14 protein-coding genes and 3 pseudogenes are annotated in these 18,711 nt (G+C 35.8%); 1 reads left to right on the top strand and 16 read right to left on the bottom strand.

The genetic code is table 11. The annotated features are described in order from the left end of the window. Nucleotides 1-14: 14 nt before the first annotated feature. From AC0L8O_RS10270 to AC0L8O_RS10250, 5 genes and pseudogenes are all read right to left on the bottom strand, one after another. Entirely contained in the window at nt 15-332 is a 318-nt protein-coding gene (locus AC0L8O_RS10270; protein ID WP_026561901.1) for a PTS fructose transporter subunit IIB, read from the bottom strand. An 11-nt stretch (nt 333-343) separates the two neighbouring features. Further along, the gene (locus AC0L8O_RS10265) at nt 344-814 is read right to left on the bottom strand and encodes a PTS sugar transporter subunit IIA (RefSeq protein WP_473448821.1); all 471 of its coding nucleotides are present in this window, start codon (nt 812-814) and stop codon (nt 344-346) included. A 30-nt stretch (nt 815-844) separates the two neighbouring features. Beyond that, nucleotides 845-1,930 (bottom strand): BglG family transcription antiterminator, encoded by a 1,086-nt coding sequence (locus AC0L8O_RS10260; RefSeq protein ID WP_473447853.1) that lies wholly within the window; start codon nt 1,928-1,930, stop codon nt 845-847. A 33-nt stretch (nt 1,931-1,963) separates the two neighbouring features. Beyond that, nucleotides 1,964-2,044: pseudogene (locus AC0L8O_RS10255) on the bottom strand (hypothetical protein); the annotation flags it as partial. A 53-nt stretch (nt 2,045-2,097) separates the two neighbouring features. After that, nucleotides 2,098-2,349 carry an HTH domain-containing protein gene (locus AC0L8O_RS10250; protein WP_473447851.1) on the bottom strand — a complete coding sequence of 84 codons (252 nt, stop codon included), beginning with the start codon at nt 2,347-2,349 and terminating at the stop codon, nt 2,098-2,100. Nucleotides 2,350-2,681: 332 nt separating this feature from the next. Here AC0L8O_RS10250 and AC0L8O_RS10245 point away from each other — a divergent pair, with 332 nt between their 5' ends. Continuing rightward, the gene (locus tag AC0L8O_RS10245) at nt 2,682-3,542 is read left to right on the top strand and encodes an AraC family transcriptional regulator (protein ID WP_473447849.1); all 861 of its coding nucleotides are present in this window, start codon (nt 2,682-2,684) and stop codon (nt 3,540-3,542) included. Here AC0L8O_RS10245 and AC0L8O_RS10240 read toward each other — a convergent pair. The 11 genes and pseudogenes from AC0L8O_RS10240 to AC0L8O_RS10190 form a co-directional block, all read right to left on the bottom strand. Beyond that, on the bottom strand, nt 3,523-4,929 hold the full coding sequence (locus AC0L8O_RS10240) for a HEAT repeat domain-containing protein (protein ID WP_473447847.1): 1,407 nt from the start codon (nt 4,927-4,929) through the stop codon (nt 3,523-3,525). The genes AC0L8O_RS10245 and AC0L8O_RS10240 overlap by 20 nt on opposite strands. Before the next feature lie 224 nt (nt 4,930-5,153). Beyond that, a pseudogene (locus AC0L8O_RS10235) lies at nt 5,154-5,745 on the bottom strand (fumarylacetoacetate hydrolase family protein); the annotation flags it as partial. Nucleotides 5,746-6,570: 825 nt separating this feature from the next. Further along, nucleotides 6,571-7,092, bottom strand: a pseudogene (locus AC0L8O_RS10230) (pre-toxin TG domain-containing protein); the annotation flags it as partial. Between the two features lie 228 nt (nt 7,093-7,320). Further along, on the bottom strand, nt 7,321-7,830 hold the full coding sequence (locus tag AC0L8O_RS10225) for an ankyrin repeat domain-containing protein (protein WP_473447844.1): 510 nt from the start codon (nt 7,828-7,830) through the stop codon (nt 7,321-7,323). Nucleotides 7,831-7,852: 22 nt separating this feature from the next. Continuing rightward, on the bottom strand, nt 7,853-9,844 hold the full coding sequence (locus tag AC0L8O_RS10220) for a T7SS effector LXG polymorphic toxin (RefSeq protein ID WP_473447842.1): 1,992 nt from the start codon (nt 9,842-9,844) through the stop codon (nt 7,853-7,855). Between the two features lie 1,343 nt (nt 9,845-11,187). Continuing rightward, nucleotides 11,188-11,373 carry a DUF2187 family protein gene (locus tag AC0L8O_RS10215; protein WP_473447840.1) on the bottom strand — a complete coding sequence of 62 codons (186 nt, stop codon included), beginning with the start codon at nt 11,371-11,373 and terminating at the stop codon, nt 11,188-11,190. A 430-nt stretch (nt 11,374-11,803) separates the two neighbouring features. Beyond that, nucleotides 11,804-12,820 carry an aldo/keto reductase gene (locus tag AC0L8O_RS10210; protein ID WP_473447838.1) on the bottom strand — a complete coding sequence of 339 codons (1,017 nt, stop codon included), beginning with the start codon at nt 12,818-12,820 and terminating at the stop codon, nt 11,804-11,806. Nucleotides 12,821-12,912: 92 nt separating this feature from the next. Next, complete coding sequence (locus AC0L8O_RS10205) at nt 12,913-13,887, bottom strand: aldo/keto reductase family protein (RefSeq protein WP_473447836.1); 975 nt, start codon at nt 13,885-13,887, stop codon at nt 12,913-12,915. A 169-nt stretch (nt 13,888-14,056) separates the two neighbouring features. Further along, on the bottom strand, nt 14,057-14,947 hold the full coding sequence (locus AC0L8O_RS10200; RefSeq protein ID WP_473447834.1) for an NAD(P)-dependent oxidoreductase: 891 nt from the start codon (nt 14,945-14,947) through the stop codon (nt 14,057-14,059). A gap of 429 nt (nt 14,948-15,376) precedes the next feature. After that, on the bottom strand, nt 15,377-17,974 hold the full coding sequence (locus tag AC0L8O_RS10195; RefSeq protein WP_473447832.1) for an FtsX-like permease family protein: 2,598 nt from the start codon (nt 17,972-17,974) through the stop codon (nt 15,377-15,379). Further along, a complete protein-coding gene (locus tag AC0L8O_RS10190; RefSeq protein WP_175639274.1) occupies nt 17,971-18,654 on the bottom strand; it encodes an ABC transporter ATP-binding protein in 684 nt (227 codons plus the stop codon). Before AC0L8O_RS10190 ends, AC0L8O_RS10195 begins: the two co-directional genes overlap by 4 nt. Nucleotides 18,655-18,711: the final 57 nt, after the last annotated feature.

Raw genomic sequence — 18,711 nt, 5'->3', positions numbered from 1 at the left:
ATAACAGACCTCCCTTATTGTTGTGTGTTCAGTTCAGCCTCAATCTTTTTGTATAATTGCTTCGGTGCCTTGATCGCAATATTTGTTGAGATTTCAATGATTTTCTTACCTTTAAAACGTTCCTTCCCGCTAACTTTGATATCAGCAGCGATTATGACCAAATCTGCTGCCGCAATTTCCTCTTTTGTTAACTCGTCTTCGATACCAATTGTTCCTTGTGTTTCGATCCGAACTTTATGCCCGAACTCATGCCCTGCTTTAATTAGTTTTTCTTTGGCGATATACGTATGGGCAATACCGGATGTACAAGCAGAGATTCCAACAATATTCATATCATTTCCCCCTAATTATGTTTGGATAATAGATGTAAAAACTCTTTTTTTGTTTTCAATGTTTGAAACTGTTCAATGGTTTCTTCATCTGATAATAAGACGGCTACCTTCTGAAGCAATTTTATATGTGTTGTCGTTTTATCTGAGTTTTTTACCGCAAATAAAATGATAAGATTGATAGGATTTCCATCCATAGACTCCCATTCCACAGGCTTCTTTGTTCTTCCAATCGCAATAGATGTCTTCAAAACGTAATCTGACTTCCCATGAGGAATGGCGATCCCTTTCTCTAAACCTGTAACTCCCTCATTTTCACGGTACATCACATCCTGAATAAACCCATCTTCATCACTAATGCAACCGTTTACAAATAGGAGGTTTGTTAGTTCCTTGATGACTTCTATCTTCGATGTTGCTTGTAAATCCAATTGAATGAGCTCTTCTGATACAACTTTACTAAAATCTAATTCTTCCATCTTTATTTCCAATCTAGGAGCCTCCTTTTCTACTGATTAGGTTTGGGATAAAATCACTTGTTGTTTGTAATAATTTTTTATAAATTCATCGATCTTGTACTTATCCTCATCGTTTAAAATAGGACTGACAAGAATCGTTGGTTTATCAATAATACTGTGAGTTTTGACTGTGGATATCACAAGTTCAATATCGTCATAGTCACTTTGTTTAATCCGCTGTTGAGCGATAATCTTTTTCACAAGGATATTCGGAAAGCTTTTCTTGATTTTCCCGCTTAACAAATGAGAAGTGCCAATGCCACTTGTACACTCGATAAGGATTGGAATCTTATTTGCAAATCGTTCATCATAAGAAATTTGAAAATAAAGTGTGATATAGCCAATTTCTTCATCTGTCAATTCTTTATCGTAGATTTCATCTTTAATTAGTTCTTCTGTGCTGTGTTTGACCAAGTTGAATATATTGGAAAAATTCGTTTTAATAGATTTTAAGATCGGGTTAATAATGTAAATGTGATGATCCAGACGATATACCATACTGTGAAGATGCAGGGTCAAACGCTCTATTAAATCATCATCCTCTATAAACTGATAGCCACTGTTTTCAGTCACTTTTAAAATTAACTGTTGTGCAAGTATCTCAACTTTTTTATTCATGATCTTTTCAGTATCTTGATTTAATAATAAACGTGAATTGAGTTTATAGGCTTTTAAAATATAATAAAGATGATAAATTTCAGTTTTCCTTAACTGAATGGAATAACATGATTCAAGTTTTTCAACAAGACTCATCGTTATATCATAGATGGGTGAGTGTTGGTCCATTTCTTCATAAATCTTTTCTTTTTTAGTTACAGGTTGAACATTATTCGTGTGTTTTTCAATAACGGAAAGAAGTGAACAAAACAAAGTTAAATAGTATGGCTGATCTAATACCAAGTCATGGTCCACTTGTATTTCATGCAGTATCTCTTTAATTTTACTCAGGCTTTTGTTTATGACTTTGATATTCCGGATCGAATCAGGTATATCATATTGATTAAACGGATCTCCTGATTGTTTCAAATAACTTTCTATAATAACTGACATGATCCGATAGATAGAAAGTTGATTTCCTTTCAAACAAGTGCCGTCATTTTTTCTAGATAAACGTAAGCTATACGGGTTAATTTTGTTTTCAATATGCTTAAAATCATTCATAATGGAGCTTTGACTAACAAAGTAACGTTCTGATATTTTCTGGATGGATGTTTTACATGGTGTAATAGAAAGGAGAAATAGTAATAAATTTAGACGTCTTTCCTCGGGATGTTCAATTTGATCTTCTTCATTCCATTTCCTTTCCGTAACCTCTTCCAGGCAGTATCCGGAATTCTCTTTTTTCTTATTTTATACTGGGAAGAAGCCATGTCTAATAACTCCTGCATATCCCGGTAAATCGTTTTAGCTGATACAGAAAGCTCCGAAGCCAATTCAGCAGCTGTAACATATCGACTCTCCTTTCGCAGAATTTCAATGATTTTACTCTTACGATCATTCAAGAAATTCTCACCTCATTTCGTCCTTGCTATGATCTTATCTTATCAGCGTGTAAACGCATACACAATTACAAAAATGGTTTGGGATTTGTGTCCGTATTGGTGTGGGGGTGGGATAATTTTTATAACAATATTTTTATGTAAGTATCTTCACTTTGATTTTATAGGAATTTATAATATATTTTAGAGGACAAAAATTGGACAAACATGGATATGGTACAAATCGCTAGAAGACAGGTGCACCATATATTTTTGATCAAGTTGAGTGTTCGAAATGTAAAGCTTGTGTTTGAAGAGTATCACCTGCGGAAGAGAAAGGGTGGGAATGAAATATAATGCAGAACAATAGAACTTTTTGGAAGAATTACTTAGCAAATGCACAGTTTGAGTTATCGATTGCAGACAAAACAAAGGTACCTCTAACATGGAACGAAATCAATTACGTACCAGACTTTAATAAAATCTATTTTATTTTGGATGGAGAGGGATTCTTAGAAATCAATGGTCAGAGGTATTTTCCACAGCCTGGAGAGTTATATCTTTTACCTGCCGAAACGAAACAATCCTATGGTGTAGTAAATGAAAACACCTTTTTAAAATATTGGTGTCATTTTACTGCAAAGCTAGGTGAATTACACTTATTTCATATTCTAAAGGCACCTGTATGTATTAAATCTACCAACAAACAAGAATTACAAACGATTTTTAAACAACTTATTTATCATTCAAGACAGGATTCCCTTTCAAGTGAATTTCGAGTGCATGCTTTACTATTACAATTGATTGCCAACATTCTAGAACATTATGAAATAGAGAGATTAGCGATTAACGATCATCCTTCATTCCAAAAAATGAATAGTGTGCTAAATTTTATTGAAACTAATTTGGATGGAAATGTCACAATTGAACAATTGGCTCAAATTGCAAATTTCCACCCAAACTATTTCATCAAAGTATTTAAAGAGTTTACTAGCTATTCACCCATTCAATATATAAATCGTCGTCGAATGGAGAAGGCGAAGCATTTATTAACAACAACTGATTCTACCATATCAAACATTGCTGACACATTAGGTATTGAGGTTGCCTATTTTTCAAGGCTGTTTCGTGAATATACCGGTTTTACTGCAACTGCCTATCGTGACATGGTGATGAAGTCTTCTGACATTCTTCGGCTTACGGATAAAATGTATTAACCTTGGTTGTTGTTGGACACCAACGACTATTAAATAAAAATTTAATCAATACATCTTTTGCTTCTTCTGTATTTATATAACGTAATGCTTCTGCTGCATGAGCACGTACATAACGGTTTTCATCGTTCAATGCAATCTCCAACTGAGGAATGGCCTTCTCTGCCGAAGCTCTAAGACGTGATAAGGATAGACCTGCCATAAATCTAACTTGGACATCCTCATCCTGTAAGCAATGACAAAGTCCTTCGACTACATCATCTGTTGGTTGTTGAATCATCCCTAACGCTTCAACAACAGCATTGCGTACCTTTTCAGAAGGATGTTTCAGCAATTTATTAAGAGCAGGTACAGCTTCCTTTGCCTGTTCGCGCTGTTCTCCAAGTGCAAAAATAGTGTGTATTACTGTCTCCTCCCGGCGGCTTTCCAAATTACCAATTAATCCAGGTATTACTTCTTTACTCGAAACTGATAAGCCATAGGCTGCAAGACGAGATACCTTGATATTTTCACTTTGAATGGCATCAGATAATTCCTCATGCATCCCTCTTCTGGCAAGCTCATACGCTGCATTTAGTGCGATTGGTTCAAACTGATCCTGCAATTCCATCGTTAACTCTTTTATACTTGCTTCGTTGTTTGATTTTATAACAGAAATACTGCCAGTTTTTCCAGATAACCAATTCCAAGTTTCCTCCCACATCACATCATGTTCTGCAAAAGGTGAATTCACTGTTTGTGGTTTTCTCCACGCAGTTTCAGCAGTATTCCAGCTCGGTGCTTCAGGTGCTATTGTTCTCATAAACTCAAATTTTAACATGTAACGTGGCTTCCCTAACAAATTGGGTGTGGAGCGATGCCATATATCGTAATGAATGAGTGCAAATGTTCCTGCATTTCCACTCGCTAATACTTCTGTTTCCATTTCATCCGCATCAAATACGCGAGATTCATAATTTTGCGTTCCAGGCATAATTCCAGTTGGTCCTAATTCCACTGGGGTATCTTGGGGGAAATACATAATCATCGCCCACCAAGGATGGTGGTTCCTCATTCGTTCATAGCCCCAATAGCTGTCCTTATGCCAGCCACCTGGAGTTGAAACCGCATTAAAATGTCCATGTCTGTGGGCATGGAGCATATAATCCGGACCAAGTACACTTGTTAATGCACCTGTTATAACCGGGTGCTGAAATACACGTTGTAGCTCTGGTACACGAGGTAATAAATTATTACCTGGATTTCCCTCTTCCTCATAAACATGATTTAAGCTTTCCATTAGCTTATTATGAAAGTCCTTTGAAAAATCGGTATTAAGAATTAAGAATCCATCTGTAATAAACTTTCGCATTTGCTCATCTGTTAATAATAACGGTGAATTTGCTGCCATTTATAACTATTACCTCCTTTTTTTATCTCCATTTGAGTATAAAATATTAATCTATGGACCAACAGTCACAAAACTAAGTATTATTTGTAGAATATTAAGAATATTATTCAGGCGTATTTCAAGCTTCCTACCTGATAATTTACTCACCTTATCAAAAATAGAAAAAGGACACATTTTCATGTGTCCCATAAAATAGCACCAGCACCACCTGCGCTGATTACTAATTATGATTGTTTTAATTTTGATACTAGTTCAGAATTGATTGATTTACTTTTTTCTTCTACAAACGTATTTGTTAATGCACCAAGATTTTCAATTTCAACTGTTACTTTATCACCTGGTTGAAGATACACTTGTTTGTCTTACGGATAGGCCTAGCACGACGCCTTCAGGTGTACCTGTTAAAATAAGATCTCCTGTTTCTAATGTCATATGTTGTGAAATATAGCTTACAATTTCAGCTACTGTAAAAATCATATCTGATGTATTTGAATTTTGTCTTACTTCACCGTTTACAATTGTTTTTAAGTTTAAATTTTGCGGGTCAGCAATTTCATCTGCTGAAACTAAATATGGTCCTACTGGACTAAAGTCATCACATGTTTTTCAAAAGCACCCATTGTGGTGTTTTTAATTGAAGATCACGTGCCGACAAATCATTAACTATACAATATCCAAAGACATGATTAAGGGCATTTTCTTTTGAAACATATTTTGCCTTTTGTCCAATGACAACACCTAGTTCAACCTCATAATCTAGTTTTTAGTTAATTTGGGAACAGCTATATTTGCGCATTGACCTGTTAATGTGTCATTATCTGAAATTCCAGCTTGTTTTAATTCTTTTAACTTTTCAGGATTACCCGCAAGAGATTTCATCAAATCTTTCCTAACTTTATTAAATTCCCTTCGCAATTGAGCTTTTTCATTTGGATTTCTTTTGTTAAAAGTAACCTTTTCTGTTTTTACATTTGGCAGTGTGACATCTTCACCCTTTAATTTACCGATAAAATCAGGACGAACATCCGTCGTTTCAACACCCTTTGTAACAACCCCCACAAAATCTCCTGAACCATTAGTACTACCAATATTCTTCCCAAAAGAAAACCTCGAAACAACCTCTTCAATCCTCTTCTTAATTTCCTGAGAATTCATCACATTGGACAGTATCGGCTTTACCCCATCTACCCCAGCATACGCAAAATTCATATTCTGATTTCCAAAGTGAACCTGCATGCCATCTCTTACTTCATCATATACATACACCGCACCAGACTTCGTTTTTGTCGCTAGTTTATGCATCTGGTTAAGTGTTTCCTCTTTTACTAGTTTACCATTTTTTACGAGTGCTGGCACGAATGGTGAAGCGACTAAAGAAGCTCCTAAAATACTATTATATAAACTCGCTTGTCTTTGAACATCTGTTAGTTCATTCCCAAACATATCTTTTCCTGTGATATATTCACTAAGTCCGTTTGCGGAAGCGAGACCGTAGATTCCTAGTTCTGCTTTTTGGAGATTTGAGAACGTGCTGGTTGTTTTGTACACACTTAGTGCTTGTTCGGCGGAATTCATTCCTTTGGCGGTTTTGATGATCGTACTTCCACCCTTGAGTATTCTTCCTCCCCAGCCGACAACCGGGATGAATCCTGCGGCCCCCATGGCGCCAACTGCTACTCGTTGGCCTTCTGATAGTACTTCGCCGGTAACGGGATCAACGCCATCTTTTGCTCGGCGAAAATCGTAATAACCTGATGCTACTCCTGCGAACGTTTTGATGGTATCCCATGCTTTTTCATATATCGGACGGTTTTCTATTTCTTCGGCCTTTTTTAACTCTTCTCTAATCTTTTCCTGTTCTTCTTTGAATGAAAGGTAGTCATCAGCGTATTGCTGGAATTCATCTGAAAGTTGATAGGCTTCACTTGCTTTATATGCTTGGGCATTAAAGTTGATCGGATAAATTGTGTTGCCTTGCGCTGTTGCTTCTAATAGTTGTTGAAAAAGAGCGCCAATATGGAATTCAACACTTTCTGATACCTTGTATTCTTCTAATAATTGCTCATCCAATGCATCAACGTCCTTGATGGTGTTTTCTCTCTTTTTCTTTGCATCATCCATTGCATTGTTGAAATCATCTGTTGAAAATGCTTCGAGAGAAATAATATCTTCAATGCCATCAAAAATTTTCTATAGATCCTCTCGTTGACTTTCCACCATAAACGAAAACAAGGCTTCTGCAACTTCAATTTGGGTTTGAAAACCCTTTGATTTCAAGCATAAAATTTAATACAAAAAACACTTGTTGTCTTTTCGGACAATCAAGTGCTTTACTGAGAACTTTAAAAATTGTATTACTAGATAATTAGTGTTTAGTTGTCGTTCTATTTCTTATTTTCTCTCATCTAACTTTTGCTTTAAATATTCAGCAATTTCAGTTTGACCAAATTCTCTAGCATATTCATAAGCATCCATATTCTTCATACTTTCTCCAGTATAACGTACTGAAATATCTATTCCAGAATCAACTAATAACTCAACTACTTCTTTATGCCCACCATAAATTGCTCCAAACAATGGATTCCTTTTAGCTAAGCTCTCATCTAATTCTGCGCCAGACTCTATTAGATATTTTACTATTTCCAATTGTCCTGCTCCTGCTGCCAAATTTAATGCCGAAGCATCAAAAGTACCACCTTTGGCATCAATATCTATACCTTTATCGATTAGAAATTTAACTATTTCAAAGTGTCCTTGCTTTGCAGCTACGTGTAACCAAGTACCGAATGCAGTCATTGTATTTAATATTTCTTTATCATCTCCTATTAATTCCTGGACTTCCTTTAAATCCCCTAACTTAATGGCACTCCTTATTGCTTTGTTTAAACTTTTTTTATCCAAAACATTCCCTCCACAATTTAAATTATCTTCTACTCGCTAATACACCCAATTCTTCCAGGGCTTCAACAATATCCTCAAAGTCACCACCCTCAGCTTCCACAGTCTTTAAATGATTCACCACATTCTCCAAAGCGTCCAAACTATGTTGCCCTATTACAGCATTTGGTGCCCAAACTAGGTTCTCCTTACCAATAATTGGGTCTATACCATACCTTCTTAATAATTCTTGACCCTCATGGACAAGTTGTTGTTGGGCTTCACCAAGACCTTTTTTAAATAGAATATGATGTGCATGTGGATTGATCATTCCTGCAGGTGGATCACCAACTAACTTTCTAAGATACTTACCAAAATCAATCTTCATTAAAGCTTCATTATATTCTTTAGTAATGCCTAATTCAGACATTTTTTTACTTATCTCCGAAATCTCATCTACACTAAATCTGTTATTTTGAATAGCATTTTTCAGCTTATTCATCTTAACATTATCCACTTTCCCGTTCACAATTATATCATCAAGGTAATCATTTACGGTATAAACCGTACCCTTAGCAAAAGAAAACCTCGAAATAGTCTCTTCAATTCTATTTCTAACTTCCTTTGAGTTCATTACATTGGACAGTAGTGGTTTTATTCCATCTGCCCCCGCGTAAGCAAAATTCATATTCTGATTTCCAAAAAGAACCTGCATGCCACCTCTTACTTCATCATAGACATACCGCGCACTAGCTTTCGTATTTGTCGCTAGTTTATGTAACTGGTTAAGTGTTTCCTCTTTTACTAGTTTACCATTTTTTACTAAAGATGGCACGAATGGTGAAGCGACTAAAGAGGCTCCTAATATACTATTATATAAACTCGCTTGTCTTTGAACATCTGTTAGCTCATTCCCAAACATATCTTTCCCTGTGATATATTCACTAAGTCCGTTTGCGGAAGCGAGACCGTAGATTCCTAGTTCTGCTTTTTGAAGATTTGAGAACGTGCTGGTTGTTTTGTAAACACTTAGTGCTTGTTCGGCGGTATTCATTCCTTTAGCCGTTTTGATGATTGCACTTCCACCCTTTAGTATTCTTCCACCCCATCCTACAACCGGGATGAATCCTGCGGTTGCCATGGCGCCAGCGGCTACTCGTTGGCCTTCTGTTAGTTCTTCGCCGGTTACGGGGTCAACGCCATCTTTTGCACGGCGAAAATCGTAATATCCAGATGCTTCTCCCGCAAAGGTTTTGATGGTATCCCACGCTTTTTCATATATCGGACGGTTTTCTAATTCTTCTGCCTTTTTTAACTCTTCTCTAATTTTTTCCTGCTCTTCTTTAAATGAGAGGTAGTCATCTGCGTATTGCTGGACCTCATCTGAAAGTTGATAAGCTTCACTAGCTTTATATGCTCGAGCATTAAAGTTTATTGGTGAAATTGTGTTACCTTGTGCTGTTGCTTCTAACAGTTTTTGAAAAAGAGCACCAATATGAAATTCTGCACTTTCTGAAACCTTGTATTCCTCAAGTAATTGCTGATCCAATGCATCAACATCCTTGATGGTGTTTTCTCTCTTTTTCTTTGCATCCTCCATGGCGGTATTAAAATCATCCGTTGAAAAAGCTTCGAGAGAAATAATATCGTCAATTCCATCAAAAATTTTCTGTAGATCCTTCCGTTGACTCTCCACCATTGCGATATTATTAGAAGCATGGATGGATAAATCACTTTCAAGGAAGTTGACGTCTACCACTGTATCACCGGATAAATCAACATCCGATATTACTCCGGACACTCCATTTAGAAAAGCAATTTGCATGTCAATTAAACGCAGCAAGGCTTCTGCCACGTCAACTTGGGCCTGATAAAACCCTTTTATGGCCTCTGCTCCTTTACCTTGCAGGGCGTCATCCAACTGAGTAATATCAGTAAATTCCTTTTTTAACGTGTCAATTTTATCCCGAAAATCTGTGTACACTTTCGCCCTATCTTCCATTGATTCTATTAATGTCTTTGTTTCTAATACTTTCAAGTCGCCATCATCCCTCACTTCCTGGTTTTTTATGTATAATCATGACTAGTGAGTTAGTATCGTTTTATATTCGTCTTTGATCGAAATGTCACACTTATTACATATAACATATTTATCCATTTAAGTGGATAATTTCATATAAATGTAAATGAAATCGAAACTTTTTACTTACATAGCTTTTTGTAACCAGGAAATAAATCACATATTAAACATAATAAAACCAGTGATATAGTACTAAGATAAAGGGAAATCACTAAGAATATGAGGACTCTAGGGAGTGTATTAAAAAATGGACTGTGTATCCCATTTTTCAATAGAAATAATAAAAATAAACATCATATTTTCTCACACAAAATTAACAAGGGACTTAGAATGGTGAAGGTGTTTGAACCGAATACTTTAGCGATTAAGGTGTTTACTAATATTAGGGAGATATACAAGTTGGCTTTTAACAATAATCTTGCCATTCATTACATACGTGCATGCAATAGCACCCTTGCCTTTTTCAGTAGCAATAGAAGTATCACAATATATGTATAAAACGTCATTACTCAAATACTATTCGTATATCCATTCCTTTTTATCCTCTTGTATTCGGTGAGCATACTTCCCCCAGAAATTTAGTTTTCCCACCTGAGCATTAGAAGATCTACTTTTACTGTTCATTTCACACCTCTTTTTAAAGATTACTCATTTTTGCTTGGTGCTGCTGCTTCCTGCTCATTATTCTTCTATTCATTGTGATCACATAAAGTTAGTTCTATATTCTTACAAATTTAATAGCACCATAGAATTACCGTCCCTAAATAAAATAGGAAAATAAAAAGGATAAAACCCAAAACATTTGAAAGTTCTAGGTCAAATATTTAAAGAGGTGGTTGTCGTTAAATAGTTTTTCAGGTTCAAAGAATGCAACTTAACTTATGATCTTCTGATGCTCAAAGCAATATACTTTACCATTAAACTTTTTATTGGATAAACAAAATGTCTTTACTTTATCTGATACATTTTTATTAAGTTTCATGGTTGTCTCCTCTATACTAATAACTAATTTATAAATTATGGAATAAAAAGTAGAGCTCATGAGTTTTATCGACTCATGAGCTCTATTTTTAAGTATTTTATTTTACTATAAAAACAACACGAAAAATTCAAGTCTTTGATAATGACTTACTTCAAGGAATAATATGATTCTCTTCTAGAAATCTTTTCGAGTAAAAAGATTTAAGTTAATGCAAAAAATATCATCAAAAATAAAAGGGGTATGCTCATTACTCTCTTCTACTAATTGGATCCTTAAGGTAATTAAGTTTAAAAATTTATTGATATTAAAAATAATAAGATCAACTGTTCGATTTTTTTAATTTGTAATTTTTATGATTCACAATAGTTTTAAGCGGTTCATTTTTTTCTTTTGACATGCCGTAATCGACCATAACAGAATTTTCCCTGATCCCTGATACGACTCCTTCAAAGGTTTCACCCTCGCGTTTAAAAGAAATTACATCACCAATTTTTGCAGTCGCCATTTCCATCACCTCGCATTTATAATGTCCAAAAAGGGCGAAGAAATACAGAAACAGTTTCTTACATCTTGTAATGAAAATCGAGATATTCTTTCTTTACCAATATAAAATTTTAAGATTCCGGGTATCATATGGACATATACTTTCTCCATTGTTATTTTCTAATAATTCATTAATATTATATACAGATCCCCTATAAATAACTTATTTTGTATAACTGAGAGAAAAAAGGATAAAAAAGAAGGGAACCTCAAAGATTAGTTCAATGAGGGTCCTCTTCTTATAAACTAATAATTCGTCTACTGGTGGTCAGGGTCTAACTAAATTCTAATTACAACCATTTAGTTACTCTAGCAGTTTGATAGGTACATGATGCAATGAAAAGAAATAACTGTAAAAGTAATATCTTATTTTATTGGGGCAGATCTAACCTTTACTCTCTACCTTTAGTGCGCTGATTTATTGCATCGATATCATAAGGATAGCTAACAAACAATTCACTCGCTTTATTTAAACGTTCTAGTTGATCATTTGTTAAAGACCAGCCAGCAGAACCTAAGTTAGCTTCAAGTTGTTCCATTGTACGTGCTCCGATAATTGGGGCCGTAACACCGCGGCTGTTTAGAAGCCAGTTGATTGCTGCCTGAGCTGGAGTCTTTCCCGCTTCTTCTGCAACATTATATAACGTATCTAACAAATTCCATGTGAAATCGTTATTGTACTTATCCCATGTCTCACTATAGCCTTTTTCTTCAGCAACAGATATCCGAGATTTTTCTGGTGGCTTGACCATGTCTCGTGTAAACTTACCGCTTAGCCATCCTCCGCGAAGTGGACTCCATGGGATCACGCCCAGTCCCTCATTTTCACAAACATCAATTAATTCGTACTCGGTAGCGCGACATAGCAAATTATATTGAGGTTGTAGGCAAACAAACTGTTCCCACCCTTTTTGGTGACTTAAGTCTATTGCTTTTTGAAGCTGCCAGCCTTTAAAGTTACTTGCTCCAATGTATCGAACAAGGCCTTCACGAACTAGATCATTTAATGTACTTAACGTTTCTTCTAAAGGTGTTCGAGGATCCCATGCGTGAACCTGATAAAGATCGATGTAATCGGTTCCAAGTCGGCGTAGACTTTCTTTAACACCAGAGATAATATGTTTTCTGCTTAGCCCTACATCATTCGGCCCTTCCCCCATAGGGAAACGAACCTTTGTTGCAATAACATAATCATCACGATTTTGGTTGTTTAGCCACTTACCGACGATTTCTTCTGAAACACCACGAGTATAGACATCAGCAGTATCTATAAAATTTCCGCCTTCTTCAACATACCGGTCTAATATACTGAAACTATCTTTTTCACTCGTTTCACGACCTAATGTCATCGTCCCAAGACAAAGCTCACTTACTTGTAAACCCGTTTTCCCTAGATAGCGATATTCCATTGAATCACCACTCCTAATATAATAGTTAATGTAAAACCCAATTTTTTCAAAAAGATGCCAAAACTGGAATGAATGCCAGTTGGTTCACCCTTTTACCAAATAGGTACAAATCCATCAATTTCTCTTAAAATGGCTTCGATTTCAGTTAATACATCATTAGAAAGTTCAACTTCAGCGGCTTTCGCATTTTCAATTACCTGTTCCGGGCGGCTTGCTCCGACAATTGCAGAACTAACACCAGGCTGTCTTAATATCCAGGCAACGGCTAATTGGGATAATTTAATTCCTAAATCATTTGCAATTCCTTCCAAGCGGGCAACTCGTCCTAAAACATCATCATTTAAGTAGCTTTTAATCCAACGATTGATGTTATCATTGGCTGCACGAGTGTTGGAAGGGATATCCTGACCTGGTTTATATTTACCAGTAAGAATTCCTTGGGCTAAAGGTGAAAAGACAACTTGTCCAATCCCTTCTTTTTCAGAAACTGGTAAAACCTCTTTTTCGATATAGCGTACAAGCATGTTATAGATTGGTTGATTTGAAACGAGTGGTCGTAGATTTTTTTCCTTTGTTATATGTACAGCATCCGTAATCTGTGCTGCTGTCCATTCACTAACACCGTAATATAAGATTTTTCCTTGCTGAACTAAATCATCTAATGCACGTAATGTTTCTTCTGTTGGTGTTTCTTCATCAAATCTATGACATTGATAAAGATCAAGATAATCAACACCTAATCGTTTTAAGCTAGCATCGCATTGCTCCATGATGTGCTTTCGTGAAAGACCTCGATCATTCGGACCATCTCCCATAGGAAAAAACACTTTTGTTGCAAGCACATAGCTTTCTCTAGAATAAGATTTAAGGGCTTCACCAACCACTTTTTCAGCCTCGCCTCGATTGTATGCGTTTGCAGTGTCAAAAAAATTAATACCAAGCTCATAAGCCTGATGAATACAATCAATAGCGTTTTGGTTCCCTACTGTATCTCCATAAGTTAGCCAGCTACCAAGTCCAATTTCACTAACTTTTAACCCACTATTCCCTAAACGACGATATTTCATTTTGAATCACTCCTGCTATGATTTTAGTTTATTTTCGAAAAATTGTTTCAAGAAAATGGACGAGTTATCTATTATATGATTATATTTTTTTGATAAGACTGAGCACGATCAGTGAGAACCATTTGTTTTTATGTAAAAGATTAGAAGAGATATTTCCTTTTACAAAACTTTAATTCTTTTTTACTTCGATTCCTGCTAATTCTTCATACAATTTTATTACTGCACTCATATCTTCGCCCCCATAACCTTTAGCTCTTGCCATTTGAAACATTTCTTTTACTAAGGATAATACTGGGGTAGGTAGTTCAAGTTCTTTTGCAACATCAGCTGCTAATCCTAAATCTTTATAAATAAGATCAGTCTTAAAGTTAGGTGAGAAATCTCTGTTCAATACTTTCGGGCCTTTATTTACCATCATTCCGCTACTAGCACCACCACCACTGACGACTTTAATAAATAGCTCAGGATCGACCCCAGATTTTGCTGCCATCGTTATGGCTTCTGAGAAAGACAATAGATTAATAGCACCCATCGTATTATTAGCTAGTTTTGTATATGAACCTGATCCAGTTTCCCCCATATAATAAGATTGTTTCCCCATTATATAAAATAGAGGCTCACACTTTTCATAAATTTCTTTCTTTCCACCAACCATAAAAGTTAGAATACCTTCAATTGCTTGAGGTTCACTGCCTGTAACAGGTGCATCTAACATTTCAATACCCTCGATTAAAAGGTTTTCTGCTATTTTTTTAGTTGTATTCGGCGAAATTGTACTGCTATCGATAACAATTAAGCCAGGGTGTGCTCCTTTAATAATACCTTTTTCACCTAAAATAACCTCTTCAACAGCCTGATCCGCAGTTAGCATAGTAAAAACAATTTCGCTTTTTTTCGCAACTTCTTCAGGTGAGGATACAATGAATGCGCCTTCTTTTTCAAGGACTTCAGCTTTATTTTTCGTACGATTATACGCAATAACTTCATAGCCATTTTTTAATAAATGACCAGCCATTGGAAGACCCATTGTACCTAAACCGATAAAGCCAATTTTTTTCATTTCATTATCCTCCTTGTATTATTGTATTAAATTAACAAAGTTCTATTTTTAGTATAAAATGTAACGCTATTCATTTAAAGTACTGAAATATTTTTGATATAATAATAAATCAGTTACTTACTATAAAATTTATAGGAACTTTACTCAGGGTGTGTAGGGAATTCTTAAAAACACGGGGACGGATCCACTGTTTCCTTTGGTAAACTTTTTGAAACATACGAACCGTCACGGTGTTTCTCCTAGCTTTTGTCGTTCATCCGCCTTATGAACGACAGTAAAGCCTTTATTTTCCTCGCTTTTATTGTCTCCAACATTATAAAGAGCCTACCATCCAACTTGCTTGCCCCAATCATACTATCAAAGCTGCCACAGAAATAAACGCTATTCTTTTTACCAAGCTCCATTTCCTTTCATATTTTCAAACAAAAATCAAATACTCTCTTGTTTCAACCCATCAATGATGTTCTCTTTTTTAATTTTTTGAATCGAGTAAAGCATAGACAATCCAACAATGATGAACATAATGACAATGACAAATGCCACACTCATCCATGGGATCGCAAACCCGTATTCAAACGTTTGGCGTAGTCCAAGGTACATCAAATACATGATGATTCCGCTAATGGGGAGTCCGTATGTTAGTGCTTTCATTCCATAAAAGATACTCTCGTAGTTTATCATTTTATTGAAGCCTTTTGGTGTCATCCCTACTGAACGTAGCATAGCGAATTCTCGTTTACGGAGGGAAATGCTTGTTGAGATGGTATTAAAAATATTGGCTATAGATATTAACGAGATTAATGTGATAAATCCGTATGTGAAGACTGACAACAAAAGGACCATTTGCTCTTGTTCTTGTCTTCTTTCATATACGTTATAAGCATACATATTTGATGATAGTGCATCATCCAATACTTTCTGTGTGCCAATTGGGTCAGATGAATTCATATACAAATATGGTTGAACTTCACTTTTTAGCTGCTTATTTGTTCCGATTATTTTGTCGAGCGTTTTTTGTGTGACAATAAGATCAATTCCACCGACGCTTGCTGTTTGGACGCCCATTGGAACTTGGTCTGTTAATCCAGCAATTTTTACCGTGTTTAAAAATTCTTGATTTCCATTACCTTCATAATCCATCGTAACTAAATCAAGCATCTGACCAACTTCGCTAAAAATCGTTTTTGATACAATGATTTTACCGGTTTCGGGATCTTCATATGATGTTTTTTCTATAACAATCGCACTAGGCTGATCGACATTTTCCAGTATGTCATGATCTGCTCCAATTCGATTTGCATATTCTTGAAAACTATCAGTATCTAGTGCATGTATCGTTGCGTAATAAGGATATTTTCCGTCCTTAAGACTAGAATTGTCCTCTTTAACGAAGTCACGTACTTCTTTTGATGCCATTTTTACATCGATCATCGCATTCACATTCACTTCATTTAGCAATATTGAATCCGTAACATAGTCAATGTTTCTAAGCGGTCTTAGTTCCTCTATGCTTATCCCGGATCCATGAACCTGGATATCGTAGCTAACATCGCCTTGAGCTAGCTCTAGTGATTTTTTAATATTGTCTGTGAAAAATGAAACCGCTAAAAATAAGACAATACTAATAACCAATGAAAACACAGTTGCTTGATATCTGCGTTTATTTCGTTTTAAGTTTTTAAGACCTATTTCAGCTTCTATCCCGAACAAACGGCGAACAAACTTAGACGTTTTCACTGCTTTTTGCGTTAATTTCACATCCTGCGTTTGACGAATTGCATCGATTGCTGACACTTTTGAAGCTCTTTTAGCAGGGTAAAACGTTGAGATGAAAATCGTTACGACAGAAACAATACAAGCGACCATTATAGAAGCTGGCGTCACAATGACCTCTAGATTTACCGATGTATTAAGTGCATCGTGTAGATACGCATTAATAAAGGCAAATGTGACCATCATTCCACCAATTCCAGAAAGTAAGCCAAGAGGAATACTAATAGCTCCGATGATGAACCCTTCAAAAAATACAGAATTACGTTTTTGTTTTTTCGTAGCCCCAACACTCGAGAGCATTCCCAAATGTCTAGATCGTTCAGAAACACTTATCGCAAATGCATTATAAATGAGTGCCACTGAACCAACAATAATAACAAGCATGATGATTCCCAAAAGTGTGAACAATGTGATAAATAAGTTTTCATTTTTCGTTACGCCATAAAATCGAAGTAATTCCGTATTATAACTAATTGTTTCAATGTTTATATTATGTTGTTTAGCAAGTTCTTCCGCATGCTTAAATAGTGACCTTTTCACCTTTTTTACATTAACGACTGCATCTACTTTTTCAGCATTGCTTACTACACTTTTATCGATATAGCTTATGATTGTATAGCCTGGTGCCCATGAAGGCTCCCATTTTGGTCGTTTAATCTTACCAACGATGGTAAAGGTTTCTGTTGATTGAATCTTGAGATCTTCCGCTACTCCATTTTCATCTATTGTTAAACCATACGATTGATCTAATCCCTCTTCTTGATTGTTACTAACACGAGTTCCAATATCAAGAGTAAGCTTGTCACCAATTTCATACTTTACTTTCGCATTTTTTTCAATCTCATTAGAAATCACTACCTCGTTTTCAGCATGAGGTAGACGTCCTTCCGATACCTCAATCGGAAATTGCTTGAATGCAGTTGTGTCATATTTTTTTATAAACAAATAGGGCTTACTATCATTTTCAGAATCTGGTAAGTGTGCATATCCAACGTCTTTTGATAGCATGATCTTTTCGGTTTCATGATCCTTTTCAATGGCTTTTAGTTGTTCTTTATTTACGTCCTTATATTTAACATGCCATTCACCATTTTGTGCGATATTCTCGCGAACCGTTAAGTTCAAAAACGATACACCTAGTGTTGCAACCGCTGTAATCATAGCAACCGATATGATTACACCTATAATGGTTACGAGTGTTCTTCGTTTATTTTCTTTAAGATGTCGAATCGTAAGTTTGTTGATAATGTTCATGGACGGATCACCTCATCCTTAGCAACCCTTCCATCTTCAATGGAAATGACACGATCCGCTTGTAGAGCAATACGTTCATCATGTGTAATAACGATCAGTGTCTGGTTAAACGTTTTATTGAACATTTTTAAAAGCTCAATAATCTCCGCACTGTTCTTACTATCTAAATTGCCAGTTGGTTCATCTGCTAACATAATGGCCGGATTACTGATAAGAGCCCGTCCGATTGAAACGCGCTGTTGCTGACCACCAGAAAGCTGGTTAGGTAAATGAGTTAATCGATGTTCTAATCCTAATGTTGTGACGATGTTTTTCATTTGCACTGGATCGACTTTATGCTCATCCAGCAGCATTGGGAGAGTAATATTTTCCTCTACTGTTAAAATCGGAATCAAATTGTAAAACTGATAAATAAGTCCGATTTGTCTTCTTCTAAAAATTGCAAGTTGCGTTTCATCCAGGTCATAAATATCTGTTGAATTAATGAAAACCTTCCCGCTTGAAGGTCGATCAACACCTCCAAGAAGATGTAGCAGCGTCGACTTCCCTGAACCTGAAGGACCAATAATCGCAACAAACTCCCCTTTTTTCACTGAAAATGAAACATTATCAAGTGCTTTAACCGCTGTATCACTCTTGCCATATACCTTAGACAGATTTTCAATTTGTAAAATATTCATTTTCTTTTTCCTCCATATATCAATCTTACATTTAGTTTATCTGTCTAATATGACAAT

This window comes from Metabacillus sp. KJ11-3 (assembly GCF_055808295.1).
Note: the sequence above shows the minus strand (reverse complement) of the source record. Positions and strands in the feature narration are given on the sequence as shown.

Bases quoted from the DNA above. Each gene is read 5' to 3' on its own strand.
- AC0L8O_RS10215 (WP_473447840.1), bottom strand. From the start codon at position 11,373: ATGGCGACTGCAAAAATTGGTGATGTAATTTCTTTTAAACGCGAGGGT.
- AC0L8O_RS10245 (WP_473447849.1), top strand. From the start codon at position 2,682: ATGCAGAACAATAGAACTTTTTGGAAGAATTACTTAGCAAATGCACAG.
- AC0L8O_RS10200 (WP_473447834.1), bottom strand. From the start codon at position 14,947: ATGAAAAAAATTGGCTTTATCGGTTTAGGTACAATGGGTCTTCCAATG.
- AC0L8O_RS10210 (WP_473447838.1), bottom strand. From the start codon at position 12,820: ATGGAATATCGCTATCTAGGGAAAACGGGTTTACAAGTAAGTGAGCTT.
- AC0L8O_RS10205 (WP_473447836.1), bottom strand. From the start codon at position 13,887: ATGAAATATCGTCGTTTAGGGAATAGTGGGTTAAAAGTTAGTGAAATT.
- AC0L8O_RS10240 (WP_473447847.1), bottom strand. From the start codon at position 4,929: ATGGCAGCAAATTCACCGTTATTATTAACAGATGAGCAAATGCGAAAG.
- AC0L8O_RS10270 (WP_026561901.1), bottom strand. From the start codon at position 332: ATGAATATTGTTGGAATCTCTGCTTGTACATCCGGTATTGCCCATACG.
- AC0L8O_RS10195 (WP_473447832.1), bottom strand. From the start codon at position 17,974: ATGAACATTATCAACAAACTTACGATTCGACATCTTAAAGAAAATAAA.
- AC0L8O_RS10190 (WP_175639274.1), bottom strand. From the start codon at position 18,654: ATGAATATTTTACAAATTGAAAATCTGTCTAAGGTATATGGCAAGAGT.